This is a genomic window from Shewanella schlegeliana (assembly GCF_016765635.1).
In the GTDB taxonomy this organism is placed as follows: domain Bacteria; phylum Pseudomonadota; class Gammaproteobacteria; order Enterobacterales; family Shewanellaceae; genus Shewanella; species Shewanella schlegeliana.
The window spans coordinates 429,208-443,718 of record NZ_JAESVD010000001.1 but is presented as its reverse complement, the minus strand read 5'-3'; the positions used below and the strand labels follow the sequence as shown (position 1 = coordinate 443,718).

The window sequence follows — 14,511 nt, the reverse complement described above, 5'->3', positions numbered from 1 at the left end:
AACCTTTAATTTTGCCAACTTGGCTTACTTTATGGAGTGAGGTGCAGTTTATCTCAATTAGCTTGGCAAGATTAGCTTTAGTTTTATTTGCTCCTAGGCAGTGAAGTTTCAAACCTCACTGCCGATTGTCTTTTATTTAGAACAAGCTTCTTAAAACCCTCATTTTTGCCATCAAATTTCAGTTAAAAATGACATTTAGATGAAGTTTACTCATCTGCCGAAATAAGAGGTTGCAATCATTTTTAAAACTGATTAGTTTAAATACTAAGTTATACGAGCAGGCACTACGAACAGCTTAGCTATTGGGCAAGCCGCAATTCACTACCGCTCAGTTACTGACCATCAGGTCCCTTTGATAAAGATAGAGAGAAACGAACATGACACAGCTTTTGAACACTATCCATCATCACCACCATATGCGGTAGCCTTCGGAAGCTCACTGCCGAAGGACTATTTCCTTCCGGCGGTTGATTTAAAAATATCAAAAACCCTTGGAAGGAATTCCAAGGGTTTTTTGGTTTTATCTTAACAAATTGTTTTATAAGAATTTTTGAATCAACTAATAGGAAGTTATCCATGTCAGAGTCAAATAGATTACGCATCGCCATCCAAAAATCGGGTCGTTTATCGAAAGAATCACAAAAGCTATTAAAGACCTGCGGGGTTAAATTTAACGTCAATGAACAGCGCCTTATCGCTCACTCTGACAACATGCCAATCGACCTTCTGCGGGTTAGAGATGACGATATTCCAGGTCTAGTGATGGACGGTGTTGTCGACCTTGGGATCATCGGTGAGAATGTGCTTGAAGAGGAACAGATTGAGCGTCAAAGCTTAGGCAAACCAGCAGAATGCATTAAGCTTCGAGAATTAGATTTTGGTGCTTGCCGCCTCTCTTTAGCTGTGCCAAATGAGTTCGATTACCAAGGCGTGAGTTCACTAGAAGGCTTGAGGATCGCCACCTCCTACCCAAACCTGCTACGCCGCTACATGGAGCAGAAAGGCATCAACTATCGTGATTGTATGCTTAAAGGCTCAGTCGAAGTCGCGCCAAGAGCCGGGCTTTCAGACGGGATCTGTGACTTAGTATCAACCGGTGCAACCCTTGAGGCAAACGGCCTCTACGAAACCGATGTGATCTACCGCTCTATGGCCTGCATCATCCAATCCACTCAGTCGCAGCCTGATGATAAACAGGCGCTCATCAATAAAATCTTATCTCGGATCAATGGTGTGGTCCGTGCAAAAGAGAGCAAGTACATCCTGCTCCACGCACCAACCGAAACCCTAGAGCAGATTGTTGCTCTCCTACCTGGTGCAGAGAACCCGACTGTGTTGCCACTAAATGACGATACTAACCGCGTCGCCATCCACGCGGTCAGCACCGAAGATCTATTTTGGGACACCATGGAGCAACTGACACAACTGGGTGCTAGCTCTATTCTCGTTATGCCTATTGAAAAGATGATGGGGTAAAAGCCATGCAGATCCTCAACTGGCAATCACTCTCCCCACAAGCGCAGTTAATGGCACTTAAGCGCTCGCCATTAATTGGCGATAGCACTCTTGAGCAAAGCGTGGCGAGGATCATCGAAGCTGTCGTCGCCAATGGCGACAATGCGCTAAGGGATTTTAACCGTGAGTTCGATGGCATCAGCCTAGAGACGCTAAAGCTGACTGCAACAGAAATTGAGCAAAGCTGCCAACAGCTTCCCGATGAGCTAAAACAGGCTATCGCTCAGGCTAAGGCCAATATCGAACGTTTTCACCACGCGCAGCTGCAACCCAAGGTGGATATTGAGACTCAAGCGGGGATCCGCTGCGAGCTGCGCTGCGAGCCTATCGAGCGCGTTGGCCTCTATATTCCAGGCGGCACTGCGCCGCTGATCTCTACCGTGCTCATGTTAGCGCTGCCAGCTAAAATTGCGGGTTGTGCTAAAAGAGTATTAGTGAGCCCGCCTCCAATCAATGATGCCATCATCTACGCCGCTAATGCTTGTGGCATCGATGAGATCTACCAAGTCGGCGGCGCTCAAGCCATCGCCGCATTGGCATTTGGTACCGAGTCTGTTCCACAGGTGGATAAGATTTTTGGGCCAGGTAACCGCTTTGTCACCGAGGCAAAGCGCGCCGTGAGCCAAGATAATCGCTGCACGGTCAGTATTGATATGCCAGCCGGACCGTCTGAAGTGCTTATCATCGCAGATGCTCAAGCGAACCCCGAGTTTATTGCCGCGGATCTTTTATCTCAGGCCGAACACGGTGCGGACTCTCAGGTGATGCTTGTTACTGACTCTAGTGAGCTGGGTGATGCGGTCAATCGCGCACTCGCAACACAGCTTAAGCAGCTACCGCGCTCTGAGATTGCAACGATTGCGCTTGAAAGCAGCCGTACTCTAATCGTTGAAGATCTGCAGATGGCAGCAAAGGTCTCAAACCTTTATGGGCCTGAGCACCTTATCATTCAAACCGAAAATCCCAGAGCCGTTTTAAATGATATTCGCGCCGCAGGTTCGGTATTTTTAGGCGCATACACACCCGAATCGGTGGGCGACTATGCCAGCGGGACTAATCACGTACTGCCTACCTATGGCTATAGCAAAACCGTTTCGAGTCTCTCTCTCGCAGATTTTAGCCGCAGATTCACGGTGCAAGAGCTCACCGCTCAGGGGCTAGAAACTATCGCTGATAGCGTGATGATACTGGCAGCAGCTGAACAGCTCGAGGCCCATAAGAATGCCGTGGCAGTCCGTCTAGCAAGCCTTAACGAAGGGAATGTAAGCACAGATGACACCAATGAGGAGAGGTTATGAGCACTGCAACCAATAACCAAACGAGTGAGTTAAATTTAGCTCAACGCCTTGCAAGACCTGAGCTACTCGAACTACAGGTTTATCAGTCGGCCAGACGAATCGGGGGGCAAGGCGATATCTGGATCAACGCGAATGAGTCGCCCTTTAACAATGGAGCGCTTGAGGGCTTAAACCGTTATCCAGAATGTCAGCCGCCAGAGCTTATTGCAGCCTATAGTCGCTATAGTCAGGTTGATGCCGACAGCATTATCACGAGCCGCGGCGCAGACGAAGCCATCGAGTTACTCATTCGCGCCTTTTGTGTACCGGGACAAGACAGCATAGCCAGCTTTGGTCCTACCTATGGTATGTACGCCATCAGCGCTAAGACCTTTAATGTCGGAGTAAAAGCGCTATCGTTGACAGCTGATTTTCAGCTCCCCACTGATTACCTGACTCAAGTCAGTGGCGCTAAGCTGGTGTTTATCTGTAACCCTAATAATCCGACGGGCAGCGTGATCCCACGAGATAAAATCATCGAGGTTATCGAGCGCTGCCAAGATGCTATCGTGGTTGTCGATGAGGCGTATATCGAGTTTAGCCCAGAGTACAGCGTCGCCGACTTAATCGCTAGCTCAGCTAATCTCGTGGTTTTGCGCACCTTGTCTAAGGCTTTTGCATTAGCTGGTGCTCGCTGCGGCTTCTTACTGGCAAACCCCAATATTATCGACATTTGTATGCGAGTGATTGCCCCTTATCCGGTGCCCCTTCCTGTCAGCGATGTCGCCATCAATGCACTGAGCGCAGCTGGACTCGAGACCATGGTAGAGCAAGTGAGTGAAATGAAGCGCCAAGGCCTTAGGTTAGCAGCCTCATTGCAACAATATGGAGCCAAGGTGGTAAAGGCGCACGGTAACTATGTGCTTGCCCAGTTTGATGACAAACAAGGTGTACAGCAAAAGCTTGAGGCCGCAGGCGTTATTGCTCGATGTTATAACGACCCGCGCCTTAGCCAAGCCATTCGCTTTAGCTTTACTAACGAGGCGCAAACTAATTACCTCATAGAGCTATTCCAGAATGATTAAGCGCTAAGGCCACTAAGCATTTAATTAGCTGATATATAAGAATAACAAAAGCTTTGCTGATTTTAGTTAGCCAAGCTAAAACTGAAAGGTAGTCACACAATGAAGCAGAAAATATTATTTATCGACCGCGATGGCACAATTATCGAAGAGCCAGTCACAGACAAACAAGTCGATAGTTTAGCCAAATTAGTGTTTGAACCCAATGTGATCCCCGCGTTACTCAGACTACAAAACGCTGGTTTCCGTTTAGTGATGGTCAGTAACCAAGACGGTTTAGGCACGCCCTCATTTCCGAAAAACGACTTTGACGCTCCGCAAGATATGATGATGCAGATCTTAAACAGCCAAGGGGTGTTATTTGACGATGTGTTGATCTGCCCTCACTTTGATGATGAAAACTGCAGCTGCCGCAAACCAAAACTGGGGTTAGTCAAAGAGTACCTCATCTCAGGCAAAATAGACTTTACCCAATCTGCAGTCATCGGTGACCGTCATACCGATCTAGGCCTAGCCGATGCCATGGGTATTTTAGGCTTGCAATATAACCCACAAACTTTGAACTGGAACGCCATCGCCGACAAGCTACTTAATAAAAACCGTAGTGCAACCGTCACCCGTACCACCAAAGAAACGGATATTCGTGTCACGGTGGATTTAGACTCAAGCGACAAAGGAGTCATCAACACTGGCATCGGTTTTTTTGACCACATGCTTGAGCAAATATCCACCCACGGCAACTTTAAGATGGATGTACAAGTCGATGGTGACTTGGAAATTGACGATCATCACAGTGTTGAAGATACCGCTCTTGCTATCGGTGATGCGCTGCGTCAAGCCTTAGGTGACAAACGCGGTATCGCCCGCTTTGGCAATGCGTTTGAACAAGCGATTCCTATGGATGAAGCCAGCGCAACCTGTCTTTTGGACTTATCTGGTCGGCCGTTTATCAAGTTCGATGGTGAATTTGAACGTGAACTCGTTGGCCAAATGGCAACGGAAATGGTACCGCACTTCTTCCGCTCTTTTGCCGATGGCCTGCGCTGCACCCTACACATAAGCACTCAAGGTGATAACGATCACCACAAGGTTGAGAGTTTATATAAAGTACTAGGTCGTACCCTACGACAAGCCGTTGCGATAGAAGGCGACGCGCTGCCCTCAAGTAAAGGTGTGTTATGAGCCAACAAGATAAAACAGCCTTGAGCGAAAATTCAGCCTTGGGCAATGAAAATGAGATTGTCGGTAACACCGTTATCATCGACACAGGCTGCGCCAATCTAAGCTCGGTGCGTTACGCCTTTGAGCGCTTGATGTCCGATCTTGATCGGGAACGACTGTTTGTTACCGATGACATTGAGATGATTAAAGCCGCCGAGCGAGTAGTCTTGCCCGGTGTTGGTACCGCCGCAGCAGCGATGACATCACTGCAAGTCAAAGGCTTAGATAAGCTTATTCCCACGCTGACACAACCGCTATTGGGCGTGTGTTTAGGCATGCAGATGTTAACCCGAGTATCTAAAGAGCGCGGCAACCAAAGTGATGATTGCCCATGCCTTAATATTATTCCCGTCGATATTGACTTGCTCGACACTCAAGGTTTGCCGTTGCCGCACATGGGCTGGAATCAAATTAAGCCCAATACTCACCCTATTTTTGATGGGATCGAAGCGGGTAGCTATGTTTACTTTGTTCACAGCTATCGCGCCCCCATCAGCGACGACAGCATCGCAACTGCGCAGCACGGGGAAACATTTAGCGCCGCAATCGCCAAAGATAACTTTATCGGGCTGCAGTTTCACCCAGAAAAGAGTGCAAAAGTAGGTGCTAGAATGCTGCAAAATTTCCTGATGATGGATAGAACAACCTTCAAAAAAACCAATAGTAAACTGGCTAATAGCCAGCAAGAGGCGCAGCTATGATTATTCCAGCAATTGATCTTATCGATGGCCAAGTTGTTCGCCTCTATCAAGGTGACTACGCTCAGCAAACCACCTTTAACTTAAGCCCGTTAGATCAGCTTAAGTCCTATCAGCAGCAAGGAGCCAATCTACTGCATATCGTCGACTTAACCGGTGCAAAAGATCCCGCTAAGCGTCAGACAGCGCTAATCTCTGAGCTGGTCAAAAACCTTGAGACACCGATTCAAGTTGGCGGAGGAATTCGCACCGAAGCGCAGTTAAGCGAGCTTCTAGAGATAGGCGTTGCTCGGGTGGTGATTGGCTCCTTAGCCGTTAAAGAGCCAGAGCTGGTAAAAAGCTGGTTTGTTAAATATGGCAGTGATGCCATCTGCCTTGCATTAGATGTAAATATTAATGAACAAGGCGAAAAGATTGTTGCCGTATCCGGTTGGCAGTCTGGTGGCGGCAAGAGTTTAGAGTCGCTGGTAGAAGAGTTTAAATCGGTCGGATTAAAGCATGCTTTAGTCACAGATATTAGCCGTGATGGCACACTCCAAGGAGCGAATACCGAGCTTTACAAAGAGATCGCCACACGCTATCCAGATATTCAATGGCAGGCCTCTGGCGGTATTGCTACCTTAGAGGATGTTAACGCCGTAAGGGAAAGCGGCGCCTCGGGGATTATCATAGGTAAGGCTTTATTAATTAACCAGTTTAGCGTTGAGGAGGCTGTTACATGTTGGCCAAACGCATAGTCCCCTGCCTCGATGTTAAAGAGGGTAAAGTGGTAAAAGGGGTGCAATTTCGAAACCACGAAATAGTCGGTGACATTGTGCCCCTCGCCCAACGCTACGCCGATGAGGGCGCTGATGAGTTGGTCTTTTACGATATTACCGCCAGTGCTCATGATAGAGTCATCGATAAATCTTGGGTTAGCCGAGTTGCTGAGCGAATCGATATTCCTTTCTGTGTGGCTGGCGGGATCCGCACCATAGAACAAGCGCGAGAAAAGCTTGCCTTTGGCGCCGATAAGATCTCTATCAACTCCCCCGCTCTAACCGACCCGAGTCTCATCAGAAGATTACAAGATGAATTTGGTCGCCAATGTATTGTGATCGGTATCGACTCTTACTATAACGCTAGTAGCGATAGCTATTGGGTCAAACAGTTTACCGGAGATGAGGCGGCAACCAAGGACACCCAATGGTTCACTCAAGATTGGGTTGAAGAGGTGCAGAAACAGGGCTGCGGCGAAATCGTGCTTAACGTCATGAATCAAGATGGAGTACGCCAAGGTTATGATATTAAGCAGCTGTCGATGATCCGTGCTATTTGTGATGTGCCTTTAATCGCATCGGGTGGCGCAGGTACCATGGCGCACTTTAAGGATGTATTTAGTCAAGCTAATGTCGATGCGGCACTCGCAGCAAGCGTGTTTCATAAAGGGATCATCGATATCCAAGAGTTAAAACAGTATCTTAAAGATAACCAGATTGCAGTTCGTGTTTAGGCTTAATCAAATAGATTTATTTATACGAATTAATCAAATTAGGAACGTAATATGACTAAGCTCGACCAATCAAAGCCTGTAGACAGCAATCTTATTAGTCTATTGGACTGGGAAAAAACGCAAGGGTTAATCCCTGCCGTAGTGCAAAACTTCCTCACGGGTAAAGTATTGATGCTCGGCTACATGGATAAAGCCGCATTAGATAAGACGCTATCGACTAAGCAGGTGACCTTTTTTAGCCGAAGCAAACAAAGGCTCTGGACTAAGGGCGAAACCTCAGGCAACACCCTCGAGTTAATCGCAATCGATACTGACTGCGACAACGACAGTCTGCTAGTACAAGTGATCCCTAATGGGCCGACCTGCCATAAAGGCACACAGAGCTGCTGGAAAGAGGGTAACGCTCACAGCTTTATCGATAACCTTTCGGGGCTTATCGCATCACGCAAAGGCCAAGATCCTAAGTCGAGCTATACCGCCCACCTATTTGAACGAGGCACTAAGCGTATCGCTCAAAAAGTCGGTGAAGAAGGGCTAGAAACGGCATTAGCTGCGGCAACTCATGACAAAGCAGAGCTGATAGATGAAGCATCGGATCTTATCTACCACCTATTGGTTTTATTAGAGGATCAAGATTTAAGCATGCAAGATATCAACTTAAACCTGATGCAAAGGCACAACAAAGCTAAGTAACCTAATCGAAGGGGTGTAGGCTAAGTTTACGCCCTTTTCTTTTGACGATAATTAATCGGTAGCAATAAGGTGTAACAGCATAATATTTCAATTACGCCCCACTTTAACCCGCTATTTTGCACTATAGAAAACACTGTTTTTACAAAGGGTAAAACCCTTGTTGTCCTAGTGTTGCGCTCCACAACTTCTGATACAATCTGCGCCACTAAAATTAAGCTTCTCAATTATAAAAGTGTGCCCTATGAATCTTGCAGATAAAGTTTTAGTCGTAAATGACAACCTCCCTATTCGTACCAATAAGCCTGTTCACTCAGGTAAGGTGCGCAGTGTTTACTGGTTAACCGAAGAAGATAGCGCGCGGTTAATCAAGGACAAAGGTTACGATGTGCCAGCCGATGCACCGCTTGCCATTATGGTTATTAGTGACCGTATCTCGGCATTTGATTGTGTTTGGCAAGGTGAAAATGGTCTAAACGGTGTACCAGGTAAAGGTACGGCGCTTAATGCCATCTCAAATCACTGGTTTAAACTTTTCAAAGATAAAGGACTTGCCGATAGTCACATCCTAGACATCCCGCACCCACTAGTCTGGATTGTGCAAAAAGCTCGCCCAGTGATGATTGAAGCGATTGCACGCCAGTATATCACTGGCTCAATGTGGCGCGCTTACACCAAAGGCGAGCGTGAATTCTGTGGTATCACAATCCCTGAAGGTCTTGAGAAAGATCAGAAGTTACCAGAGCTACTGATCACACCTTCAACCAAAGGTGTATTAACGGGTCTTGAGGGCGTACCAGAAGCCGATGATGTGAACGTCTCACGTAGCGACATTGAGCGCCACGTAGAGGGCTTTAATTTTAGTCGCCTCTCTGATATCGATCTTTATGAAAAGTTACTTAGAGAAGGCTTTGATGTGATTAGCGATGCTTTAGCGGAGCACGATCAAATCTTTGTCGATACCAAATTTGAATTTGGCTATGTTAACGATGCCGCAGGCAACGAAAAGCTTATCTATATGGATGAAGTTGGTACACCTGATAGCTCACGTATTTGGGATGGCTCATCACACCGTGATGGTAAGATCATCGAGCAATCTAAAGAAGGCTTTAGACAGTGGCTACTTAACCACTTCCCGGATCCAGATATCTTGTTAAACAAGAATCGTATGGAAGAGCGCTTCGCCCTTGCAAGGGATAACAAGCTACCAGAATCTGTGATGATGGATATCTCTAACACTTATGTGGGCATTGCTGAGAAGATCATTGGTCAGAAGCTACAGATCAGTGACAACCCTAAGCAGGAAATCATCGATATCTTGCGTGACGAGTACCAACTTATTGTCTAGTCGAGTGCTTTCTTAAGTAGCTGAAGTTACCGGCTTAGATTGATAACTACAGCTAAACAATAAAAAAGCCGCAATATCGATTGCGGCTTTTTGGTGAGTCGATGTCTCATCCTAAGATAAAATATAAACAATATCGAAATGCTTAACTCAGACTAGTTATAAATGGATGCTTCACCTTCAGGCCGAGTCTTAAGCACCTTTAAGAACCACATATACTGCTCGGGGTAAGCTAAGATAACCTGCTCAACCGCCTTATTTAAGGCAATGGCTTCATTCTCTTTACCCTGCATGGTATCTGGTTCGATTGCAGGCATAACGGTTAAATCAAAATGACGCTTAGTTTGATCATATCCAATCTTTACCGGCATCACTTGTGCGTTACCCGCTTGTGCTAAACGCCCCACGACTGGCAATGTCGCCTTAGTGGTACCAAGAAATGGCGCAAACACACTCTTATCACGCCCAAGATCTTCATCGGGTAGATAAAAAAAGCTGTTATCTTGCTTAAGCTCTGCAAGCAATGCTCGAATACCGGCTTCACGCATATAGATATTGCCCCCTTGGGAGCTTCTCATACGGTTATTGAACCAGTTAAACAGCTCATTTTTATGGGCTTTCGCCATAGAAACCATGGGTAAATCGAGGTTAAGCCTTAAACCTGCATACTCAATGCCCCAAACATGCGGCATAATAAAAATGACTGGCTGACCTGCTGCTCTTGCTTTTTCAACATGTTCAAAACCATGTAGCTGCACCCTGCGTCTCATATTGGCACGAGACTTGAGTAACAACTCTGACTGAGCAAGCAAGATCATCACAAAGTTTTCGACATTCTCTTTAACTAACGTTTCAATGTCATCAACCGATTTGTCAGGAAAACAGGTGGTCAAATTTGCTCTAGCAACCTTAATTGGCTTCTTTGCAATCTTCATGACCAACTTAGCTAGCACTCGAGCAATCGGATCCCTTAGCCATGCGGGCATAAGACCAAATACCACCAGCACTAGAATGGCCCCCCAAGTTAGCCAATATCTTGGATGCAACAGACTAAGCTTAAAACGTCGGTCAAAATACTTCGGCTTTCTAGACAAGAATAAAACCTCTACAGCAAATGGAAACAGAAAAAGCCACTCAATTGAGTGGCCTCTTCATTACAGTGCTAAAGCAATTACTTCTTTGCGTTAGCCTCTTCGACGCGGCTTTTGAGTTTCTGTCCCGGACGGAACGTCACTACACGGCGTGCCGAAATTGGGATATCTTCTCCCGTCTTTGGGTTCCTTCCCGGTCTTTGATTCTTGTCCCTCAGGTCAAAGTTGCCAAAGCCAGATAGCTTGACCTGCTCACCACTTTCAAGAGCTTGACGAATTTCTTCGAAAAACGTCTCTACCATCTCTTTCGCTACTCTCTTGTTGATGCCTAGCGTTTCAAAAAGATGTTCTGCCATTTCGGCTTTGGTAAGTGCCATACTTTTAGTCCCTCAACGATGCGTTGAACTCGTCTTTCAGAGCAGAAACCACAACTTCTACCATCTCTGCGATCTCTTTCTCTTCCAGTGTACGAGCGTTGTCTTGTAATAAGAGTGCTATTGCAAGGCTCTTTTTGCCTTCCTCTACACCTTTACCTCGGTATACATCGAACAAGTTTATGCCAACCAACTGATTTTCGCCAACTTTTCTTATCAATTTTACAACATCATTCGCTGCAACAGCGTCATCAACTACGATAGCGATGTCACGGCGGTTAGCTGGAAACTTAGACACAGTCTGGGCTAGCGGCAAATTAGCGTGCAATAAAGCGTCTAATTCTAGCTCGAAAATAATTGTCTTCCCGTTTAGGCCAAATGGCTTCTCTAGGCTCGGATGAACCGTACCTATGATACCAATTACGCGATCATCTCTTAAGATTTCAGCACATTGCCCCGGATGAAGTGCTGGATGAGTTGCTGCTCTGAAACTAAATTCAGCGTCAGCAACAGTCAAACCGATGACAGCTTCTAAGTCACCTTTAAGGTCGAAGAAATCAACCGTTTTTGACTCCATTGCCCAATGCTCGTCATTCTGATTACCGGCAATGACCGCAGCAAGCATAGGTTGCTGTGATACGCCCGATTCAGCAGACTCATTTGGTACGAAACGTAGGCCCGTTTCGAATAATCTTACGCGGTTTTGTTGGCGGCTTTGGTTATAACCTACCGCAGTTAATAGACCGGTAAACATCGACAGACGCATCGCTGACATCTCAACCGAAATTGGATTCGGTAGAATCATAGCTTCAGCACCTGGGTGAACCAGCTCCTGCTGCTTAGGGTCAACAAAACTATAGGTCACAGCTTCTTGGAAGCCACGTGCCACTAGCATGCTGCGCACACGCTTAATGTTGATGTTCGACTCTTTGTGATCAGACATACTTAACTGCGCAACAGGTGCAATATTTGGAATATTGTTGTAACCGTAAATACGGGCAACTTCTTCAATCAAGTCTTCTTCAATTGCCATGTCGAAACGGTAAGTTGCGGTAGTGACATTCCACTGACCTTCACTCACTTCAACGATGAAACCTAAACGCTCTAGAATTTCTTTCACTTCGGCATCTTCGATATGATGACCCAAAGTTTTATCTAGCTTGTTACGACGCAATACGATCTGTACAGGCTTAGGTAGATTCTCTTCAGATTTAGCTTCAACAACTGGGCCAGCTTCACCGCCACAGATCTCAAGCACTAGACGGCTAGCACGATCCATAACCTTATGTTGCAGCTCAGGGTCAACACCACGCTCGAAACGGTGCGATGCATCAGTATGCAGCCCAATCTTACGTGCTTTACCTAAAATCGCTAACGGTGCAAAATAAGCACACTCAAGCACGATATCAGTGGTTTCAGTAGTGACACCGCTGTGCTCGCCACCAAATACACCCGCAAGGGCTAATGGCTTAACTTGGTCAGCAATGATCAACATACCTTCTGGAATGGTAATTTCATTGCCATCAAGCAGAGTCAATTTCTCTTCGCCTTTAGGCTTACGAACCTGAATGCCACCCTCTAACTTCGCTAAGTCAAACGCGTGCATTGGCTGACCAAATTCGATCAACACGTAGTTAGTAATATCAACAATTGGGTCGATAGAGCGAATACCGCTACGACGCAACTTCTCTTGCATCCACAGTGGCGTTTCAGCTTTTACGTTTACGTTCTTGATAACGCGGCCCAAGTAACGACCACACTCTTGCTCGGCTTGGATATCTACAGTCACAGCATCATCGATGCTTGCTTCTACCGCATCCCAAGTAGGCTCAGTAACCGCTTGACGGTTTAATACGCCCACTTCACGAGCAAGACCAGCCATACCTAAACAGTCTGCACGGTTAGCCGTTAAATCAACATCGATAACCGCATCGTTTAGCTCTAGGTATTCACGTACGTCTTGACCAATCGGTGCATCAAGTGGCAGTTCGATGATGCCATCGCTTTCGATGTCAACACCGAGTTCACCGAATGAACACAACATACCAAATGATGGCTGACCACGTAGTTTGGCTTTCTTAATTTTAAAATCGCCAGGTAGTACTGCCCCAACCATAGCCACAGCCACTTTTAGACCAAGGCGGCAGTTTGCTGCACCACACACGATATCGATTAGCTCTTCGCCACCGACATTAATTTTGGTGACACGCAGTTTATCTGCATCAGGGTGTTGACCGCACTCAACGACTTCACCGACGATAACGCCGCTAAAATCTGCTGCAACGGGATCAACGCCGTCTACTTCAAGACCGGCCATAGTAATTTGGTGTGCTAACTCTTCGCGATTTACGCTTGGGTTAACCCACTCACGAAGCCAAGATTCACTAAATTTCATGCTATTACAGCTCCGTTTATTTAAATTGCTTCAGGAAGCGTAGATCGTTTTCGAAGAATGAACGTAGATCGTTAACGCCATAGCGCAACATTGAAAGACGCTCAACACCCATGCCGAATGCGAAACCTGAGTACTTCTCTGGATCGATGCCAACACTACGCAATACGTTAGGGTGTACCATGCCGCAACCTAACACTTCTAACCACTTACCGTTCTTACCCATCACATCCACTTCAGCAGAAGGCTCTGTGAATGGGAAGTATGAAGGACGGAAACGCACTTCTAAATCTTCTTCGAAGAAGTTACGTAGGAAGTCGTGCAAGATGCCTTTAAGTTCAGCAAAGTTAACGTTTTCAGCAACCAGTAGACCTTCCACCTGATGGAACATCGGCGTATGAGTTTGGTCGTAGTCGTTACGGTATACACGGCCTGGAGAGATGATGCGTAAAGGTGGCTTCTCGTGCTCCATAGTACGGATCTGCACACCAGAAGTTTGCGTACGTAACATGACTTTCGGATTAAAGTAGAAAGTATCATGGTCAGCACGTGCTGGATGATGCTCAGAGATGTTTAACGCATCAAAGTTATGAAAATCATCTTCGATCTCTGGGCCATCTTTAACGGTAAAGCCAAGCTCACCAAAGAAAGCTTCGATACGCTCAATGGTACGAGTAACTGGGTGTAAACCACCGTTCTCGATACGACGACCCGGAAGACTCACGTCAATGCTTTCAGCCTTCAACTGAGCTTCAAGCTCAGCAGCTTTCAAACCATCGATGCGAATAGATAATTGCTTTTGAACCGCTTGCTTAGCTTGGTTTACGGCTTGACCAAAAGCAGGTTTCTCTTCTGGAGGAAGTTTCCCCATCATTTTCATCATGTCGGTGATTTGACCTTTCTTACCAAGGTAATCGACACGGAGGTCATCGAGAGCTTTTAAATCTGTAGCTCCTTCGATGGCGGCTAAAGCCTGTTCTACGATCTCTGTTAACTGTGACATCATCTCTTCCAGTGCAAGTAAGTCTTAGACCTACGACTTTTGGGCTAACGTATTTTCTTAGCGAAAATAGAAAAAGACTAAAATTTTACGTTAGACAGCGACATTTGACTAGGACTAATTCACCTTTTTACGCGCTAACTGCCTATTTTGCTTAGTCCTTATACAAGCAGACACTAAATCAGTGATAGATTAACCTAGAGCTTAACTTATAAGCGGTCAGGCACAGAGATTAGTTAACCTTCAAGTGACTGGATTTGTAGCCCTACGTGGATTGTTTTTCTAACAAATCGATATCACTCAGAGGCATTATCATTCAATAACTTAAGAAGGT

At 46.2% G+C, this 14,511-nt stretch carries 14 protein-coding genes; 9 read left to right on the top strand and 5 right to left on the bottom strand.

Features of this window, described 5'->3' with window-relative positions:
- Positions 1 to 332 precede the first annotated feature (332 nt).
- Positions 333 to 578 carry a hypothetical protein gene (locus tag JMA39_RS02020; RefSeq protein ID WP_202720163.1) on the bottom strand — a complete coding sequence of 82 codons (246 nt, stop codon included), beginning with the start codon at positions 576 to 578 and terminating at the stop codon, positions 333 to 335.
- Between JMA39_RS02020 and hisG the strand changes: the two genes are divergently transcribed.
- The 9 genes from hisG (at position 577) to JMA39_RS01975 (ending at position 9,323) form a co-directional block, all read left to right on the top strand.
- Entirely contained in the window at positions 577 to 1,476 is a 900-nt protein-coding gene (gene hisG / locus JMA39_RS02015; protein ID WP_202720162.1) for an ATP phosphoribosyltransferase, read from the top strand. The two genes, JMA39_RS02020 and hisG, sit on opposite strands and share 2 nt — an antisense overlap.
- Positions 1,477 to 1,481: 5 nt before the next feature.
- Complete coding sequence (gene hisD, locus JMA39_RS02010) at positions 1,482 to 2,813, top strand: histidinol dehydrogenase (RefSeq protein ID WP_202720161.1); 1,332 nt, start codon at positions 1,482 to 1,484, stop codon at positions 2,811 to 2,813.
- The gene (hisC, locus tag JMA39_RS02005) at positions 2,810 to 3,877 is read left to right on the top strand and encodes a histidinol-phosphate transaminase (protein WP_202720160.1); all 1,068 of its coding nucleotides are present in this window, start codon (positions 2,810 to 2,812) and stop codon (positions 3,875 to 3,877) included. Before hisD ends, hisC begins: the two co-directional genes overlap by 4 nt.
- A gap of 99 nt (positions 3,878 to 3,976) precedes the next feature.
- Positions 3,977 to 5,056, top strand: coding sequence for a bifunctional histidinol-phosphatase/imidazoleglycerol-phosphate dehydratase HisB (gene hisB, locus JMA39_RS02000; protein ID WP_202720159.1), 1,080 nt, complete (start codon positions 3,977 to 3,979; stop codon positions 5,054 to 5,056).
- Positions 5,053 to 5,796: an imidazole glycerol phosphate synthase subunit HisH gene (gene hisH, locus JMA39_RS01995; RefSeq protein WP_202720158.1), complete on the top strand. Its 744-nt coding sequence runs from the start codon at positions 5,053 to 5,055 to the stop codon at positions 5,794 to 5,796. The genes hisB and hisH overlap by 4 nt, the downstream gene beginning before the upstream one ends.
- A complete protein-coding gene (gene hisA / locus JMA39_RS01990; RefSeq protein WP_202720157.1) occupies positions 5,793 to 6,530 on the top strand; it encodes a 1-(5-phosphoribosyl)-5-[(5-phosphoribosylamino)methylideneamino]imidazole-4-carboxamide isomerase in 738 nt (245 codons plus the stop codon). The genes hisH and hisA overlap by 4 nt, the downstream gene beginning before the upstream one ends.
- The gene (gene hisF / locus JMA39_RS01985; protein ID WP_202720156.1) at positions 6,512 to 7,285 is read left to right on the top strand and encodes an imidazole glycerol phosphate synthase subunit HisF; all 774 of its coding nucleotides are present in this window, start codon (positions 6,512 to 6,514) and stop codon (positions 7,283 to 7,285) included. The genes hisA and hisF overlap by 19 nt, the downstream gene beginning before the upstream one ends.
- Before the next feature lie 51 nt (positions 7,286 to 7,336).
- Positions 7,337 to 7,978: a bifunctional phosphoribosyl-AMP cyclohydrolase/phosphoribosyl-ATP diphosphatase HisIE gene (gene hisIE / locus JMA39_RS01980; protein WP_202720155.1), complete on the top strand. Its 642-nt coding sequence runs from the start codon at positions 7,337 to 7,339 to the stop codon at positions 7,976 to 7,978.
- 241 nt (positions 7,979 to 8,219) lie between these two features.
- The gene (locus JMA39_RS01975; protein ID WP_202720154.1) at positions 8,220 to 9,323 is read left to right on the top strand and encodes a phosphoribosylaminoimidazolesuccinocarboxamide synthase; all 1,104 of its coding nucleotides are present in this window, start codon (positions 8,220 to 8,222) and stop codon (positions 9,321 to 9,323) included.
- 152 nt (positions 9,324 to 9,475) lie between these two features.
- On the opposite strand, the gene lpxM is transcribed toward JMA39_RS01975, so the two are convergent.
- The 4 genes from lpxM to pheS form a co-directional block, all read right to left on the bottom strand.
- Complete coding sequence (gene lpxM / locus JMA39_RS01970) at positions 9,476 to 10,414, bottom strand: lauroyl-Kdo(2)-lipid IV(A) myristoyltransferase (RefSeq protein ID WP_202720153.1); 939 nt, start codon at positions 10,412 to 10,414, stop codon at positions 9,476 to 9,478.
- A gap of 77 nt (positions 10,415 to 10,491) precedes the next feature.
- On the bottom strand, positions 10,492 to 10,788 hold the full coding sequence (gene ihfA, locus JMA39_RS01965) for an integration host factor subunit alpha (protein WP_012142935.1): 297 nt from the start codon (positions 10,786 to 10,788) through the stop codon (positions 10,492 to 10,494).
- Positions 10,789 to 10,792: 4 nt separating this feature from the next.
- Positions 10,793 to 13,180, bottom strand: coding sequence for a phenylalanine--tRNA ligase subunit beta (pheT, locus tag JMA39_RS01960; protein ID WP_202720152.1), 2,388 nt, complete (start codon positions 13,178 to 13,180; stop codon positions 10,793 to 10,795).
- A gap of 16 nt (positions 13,181 to 13,196) precedes the next feature.
- A complete protein-coding gene (gene pheS / locus JMA39_RS01955; RefSeq protein ID WP_202720151.1) occupies positions 13,197 to 14,180 on the bottom strand; it encodes a phenylalanine--tRNA ligase subunit alpha in 984 nt (327 codons plus the stop codon).
- Positions 14,181 to 14,511 lie beyond the last annotated feature (331 nt).

What these genes read in the sequence shown, in the direction of transcription:
- ihfA (WP_012142935.1), bottom strand. Translation starts at nt 10,788, where the DNA reads ATGGCACTTACCAAAGCCGAAATGGCAGAACATCTTTTTGAAACGCTA.
- hisD (WP_202720161.1), top strand. Translation starts at nt 1,482, where the DNA reads ATGCAGATCCTCAACTGGCAATCACTCTCCCCACAAGCGCAGTTAATG.
- JMA39_RS01975 (WP_202720154.1), top strand. Translation starts at nt 8,220, where the DNA reads ATGAATCTTGCAGATAAAGTTTTAGTCGTAAATGACAACCTCCCTATT.
- hisIE (WP_202720155.1), top strand. Translation starts at nt 7,337, where the DNA reads ATGACTAAGCTCGACCAATCAAAGCCTGTAGACAGCAATCTTATTAGT.
- hisC (WP_202720160.1), top strand. Translation starts at nt 2,810, where the DNA reads ATGAGCACTGCAACCAATAACCAAACGAGTGAGTTAAATTTAGCTCAA.
- hisF (WP_202720156.1), top strand. Translation starts at nt 6,512, where the DNA reads ATGTTGGCCAAACGCATAGTCCCCTGCCTCGATGTTAAAGAGGGTAAA.
- pheT (WP_202720152.1), bottom strand. Translation starts at nt 13,180, where the DNA reads ATGAAATTTAGTGAATCTTGGCTTCGTGAGTGGGTTAACCCAAGCGTA.
- JMA39_RS02020 (WP_202720163.1), bottom strand. Translation starts at nt 578, where the DNA reads ATGGATAACTTCCTATTAGTTGATTCAAAAATTCTTATAAAACAATTT.
- hisB (WP_202720159.1), top strand. Translation starts at nt 3,977, where the DNA reads ATGAAGCAGAAAATATTATTTATCGACCGCGATGGCACAATTATCGAA.
- pheS (WP_202720151.1), bottom strand. Translation starts at nt 14,180, where the DNA reads ATGTCACAGTTAACAGAGATCGTAGAACAGGCTTTAGCCGCCATCGAA.
- hisA (WP_202720157.1), top strand. Translation starts at nt 5,793, where the DNA reads ATGATTATTCCAGCAATTGATCTTATCGATGGCCAAGTTGTTCGCCTC.
- hisG (WP_202720162.1), top strand. Translation starts at nt 577, where the DNA reads ATGTCAGAGTCAAATAGATTACGCATCGCCATCCAAAAATCGGGTCGT.
- hisH (WP_202720158.1), top strand. Translation starts at nt 5,053, where the DNA reads ATGAGCCAACAAGATAAAACAGCCTTGAGCGAAAATTCAGCCTTGGGC.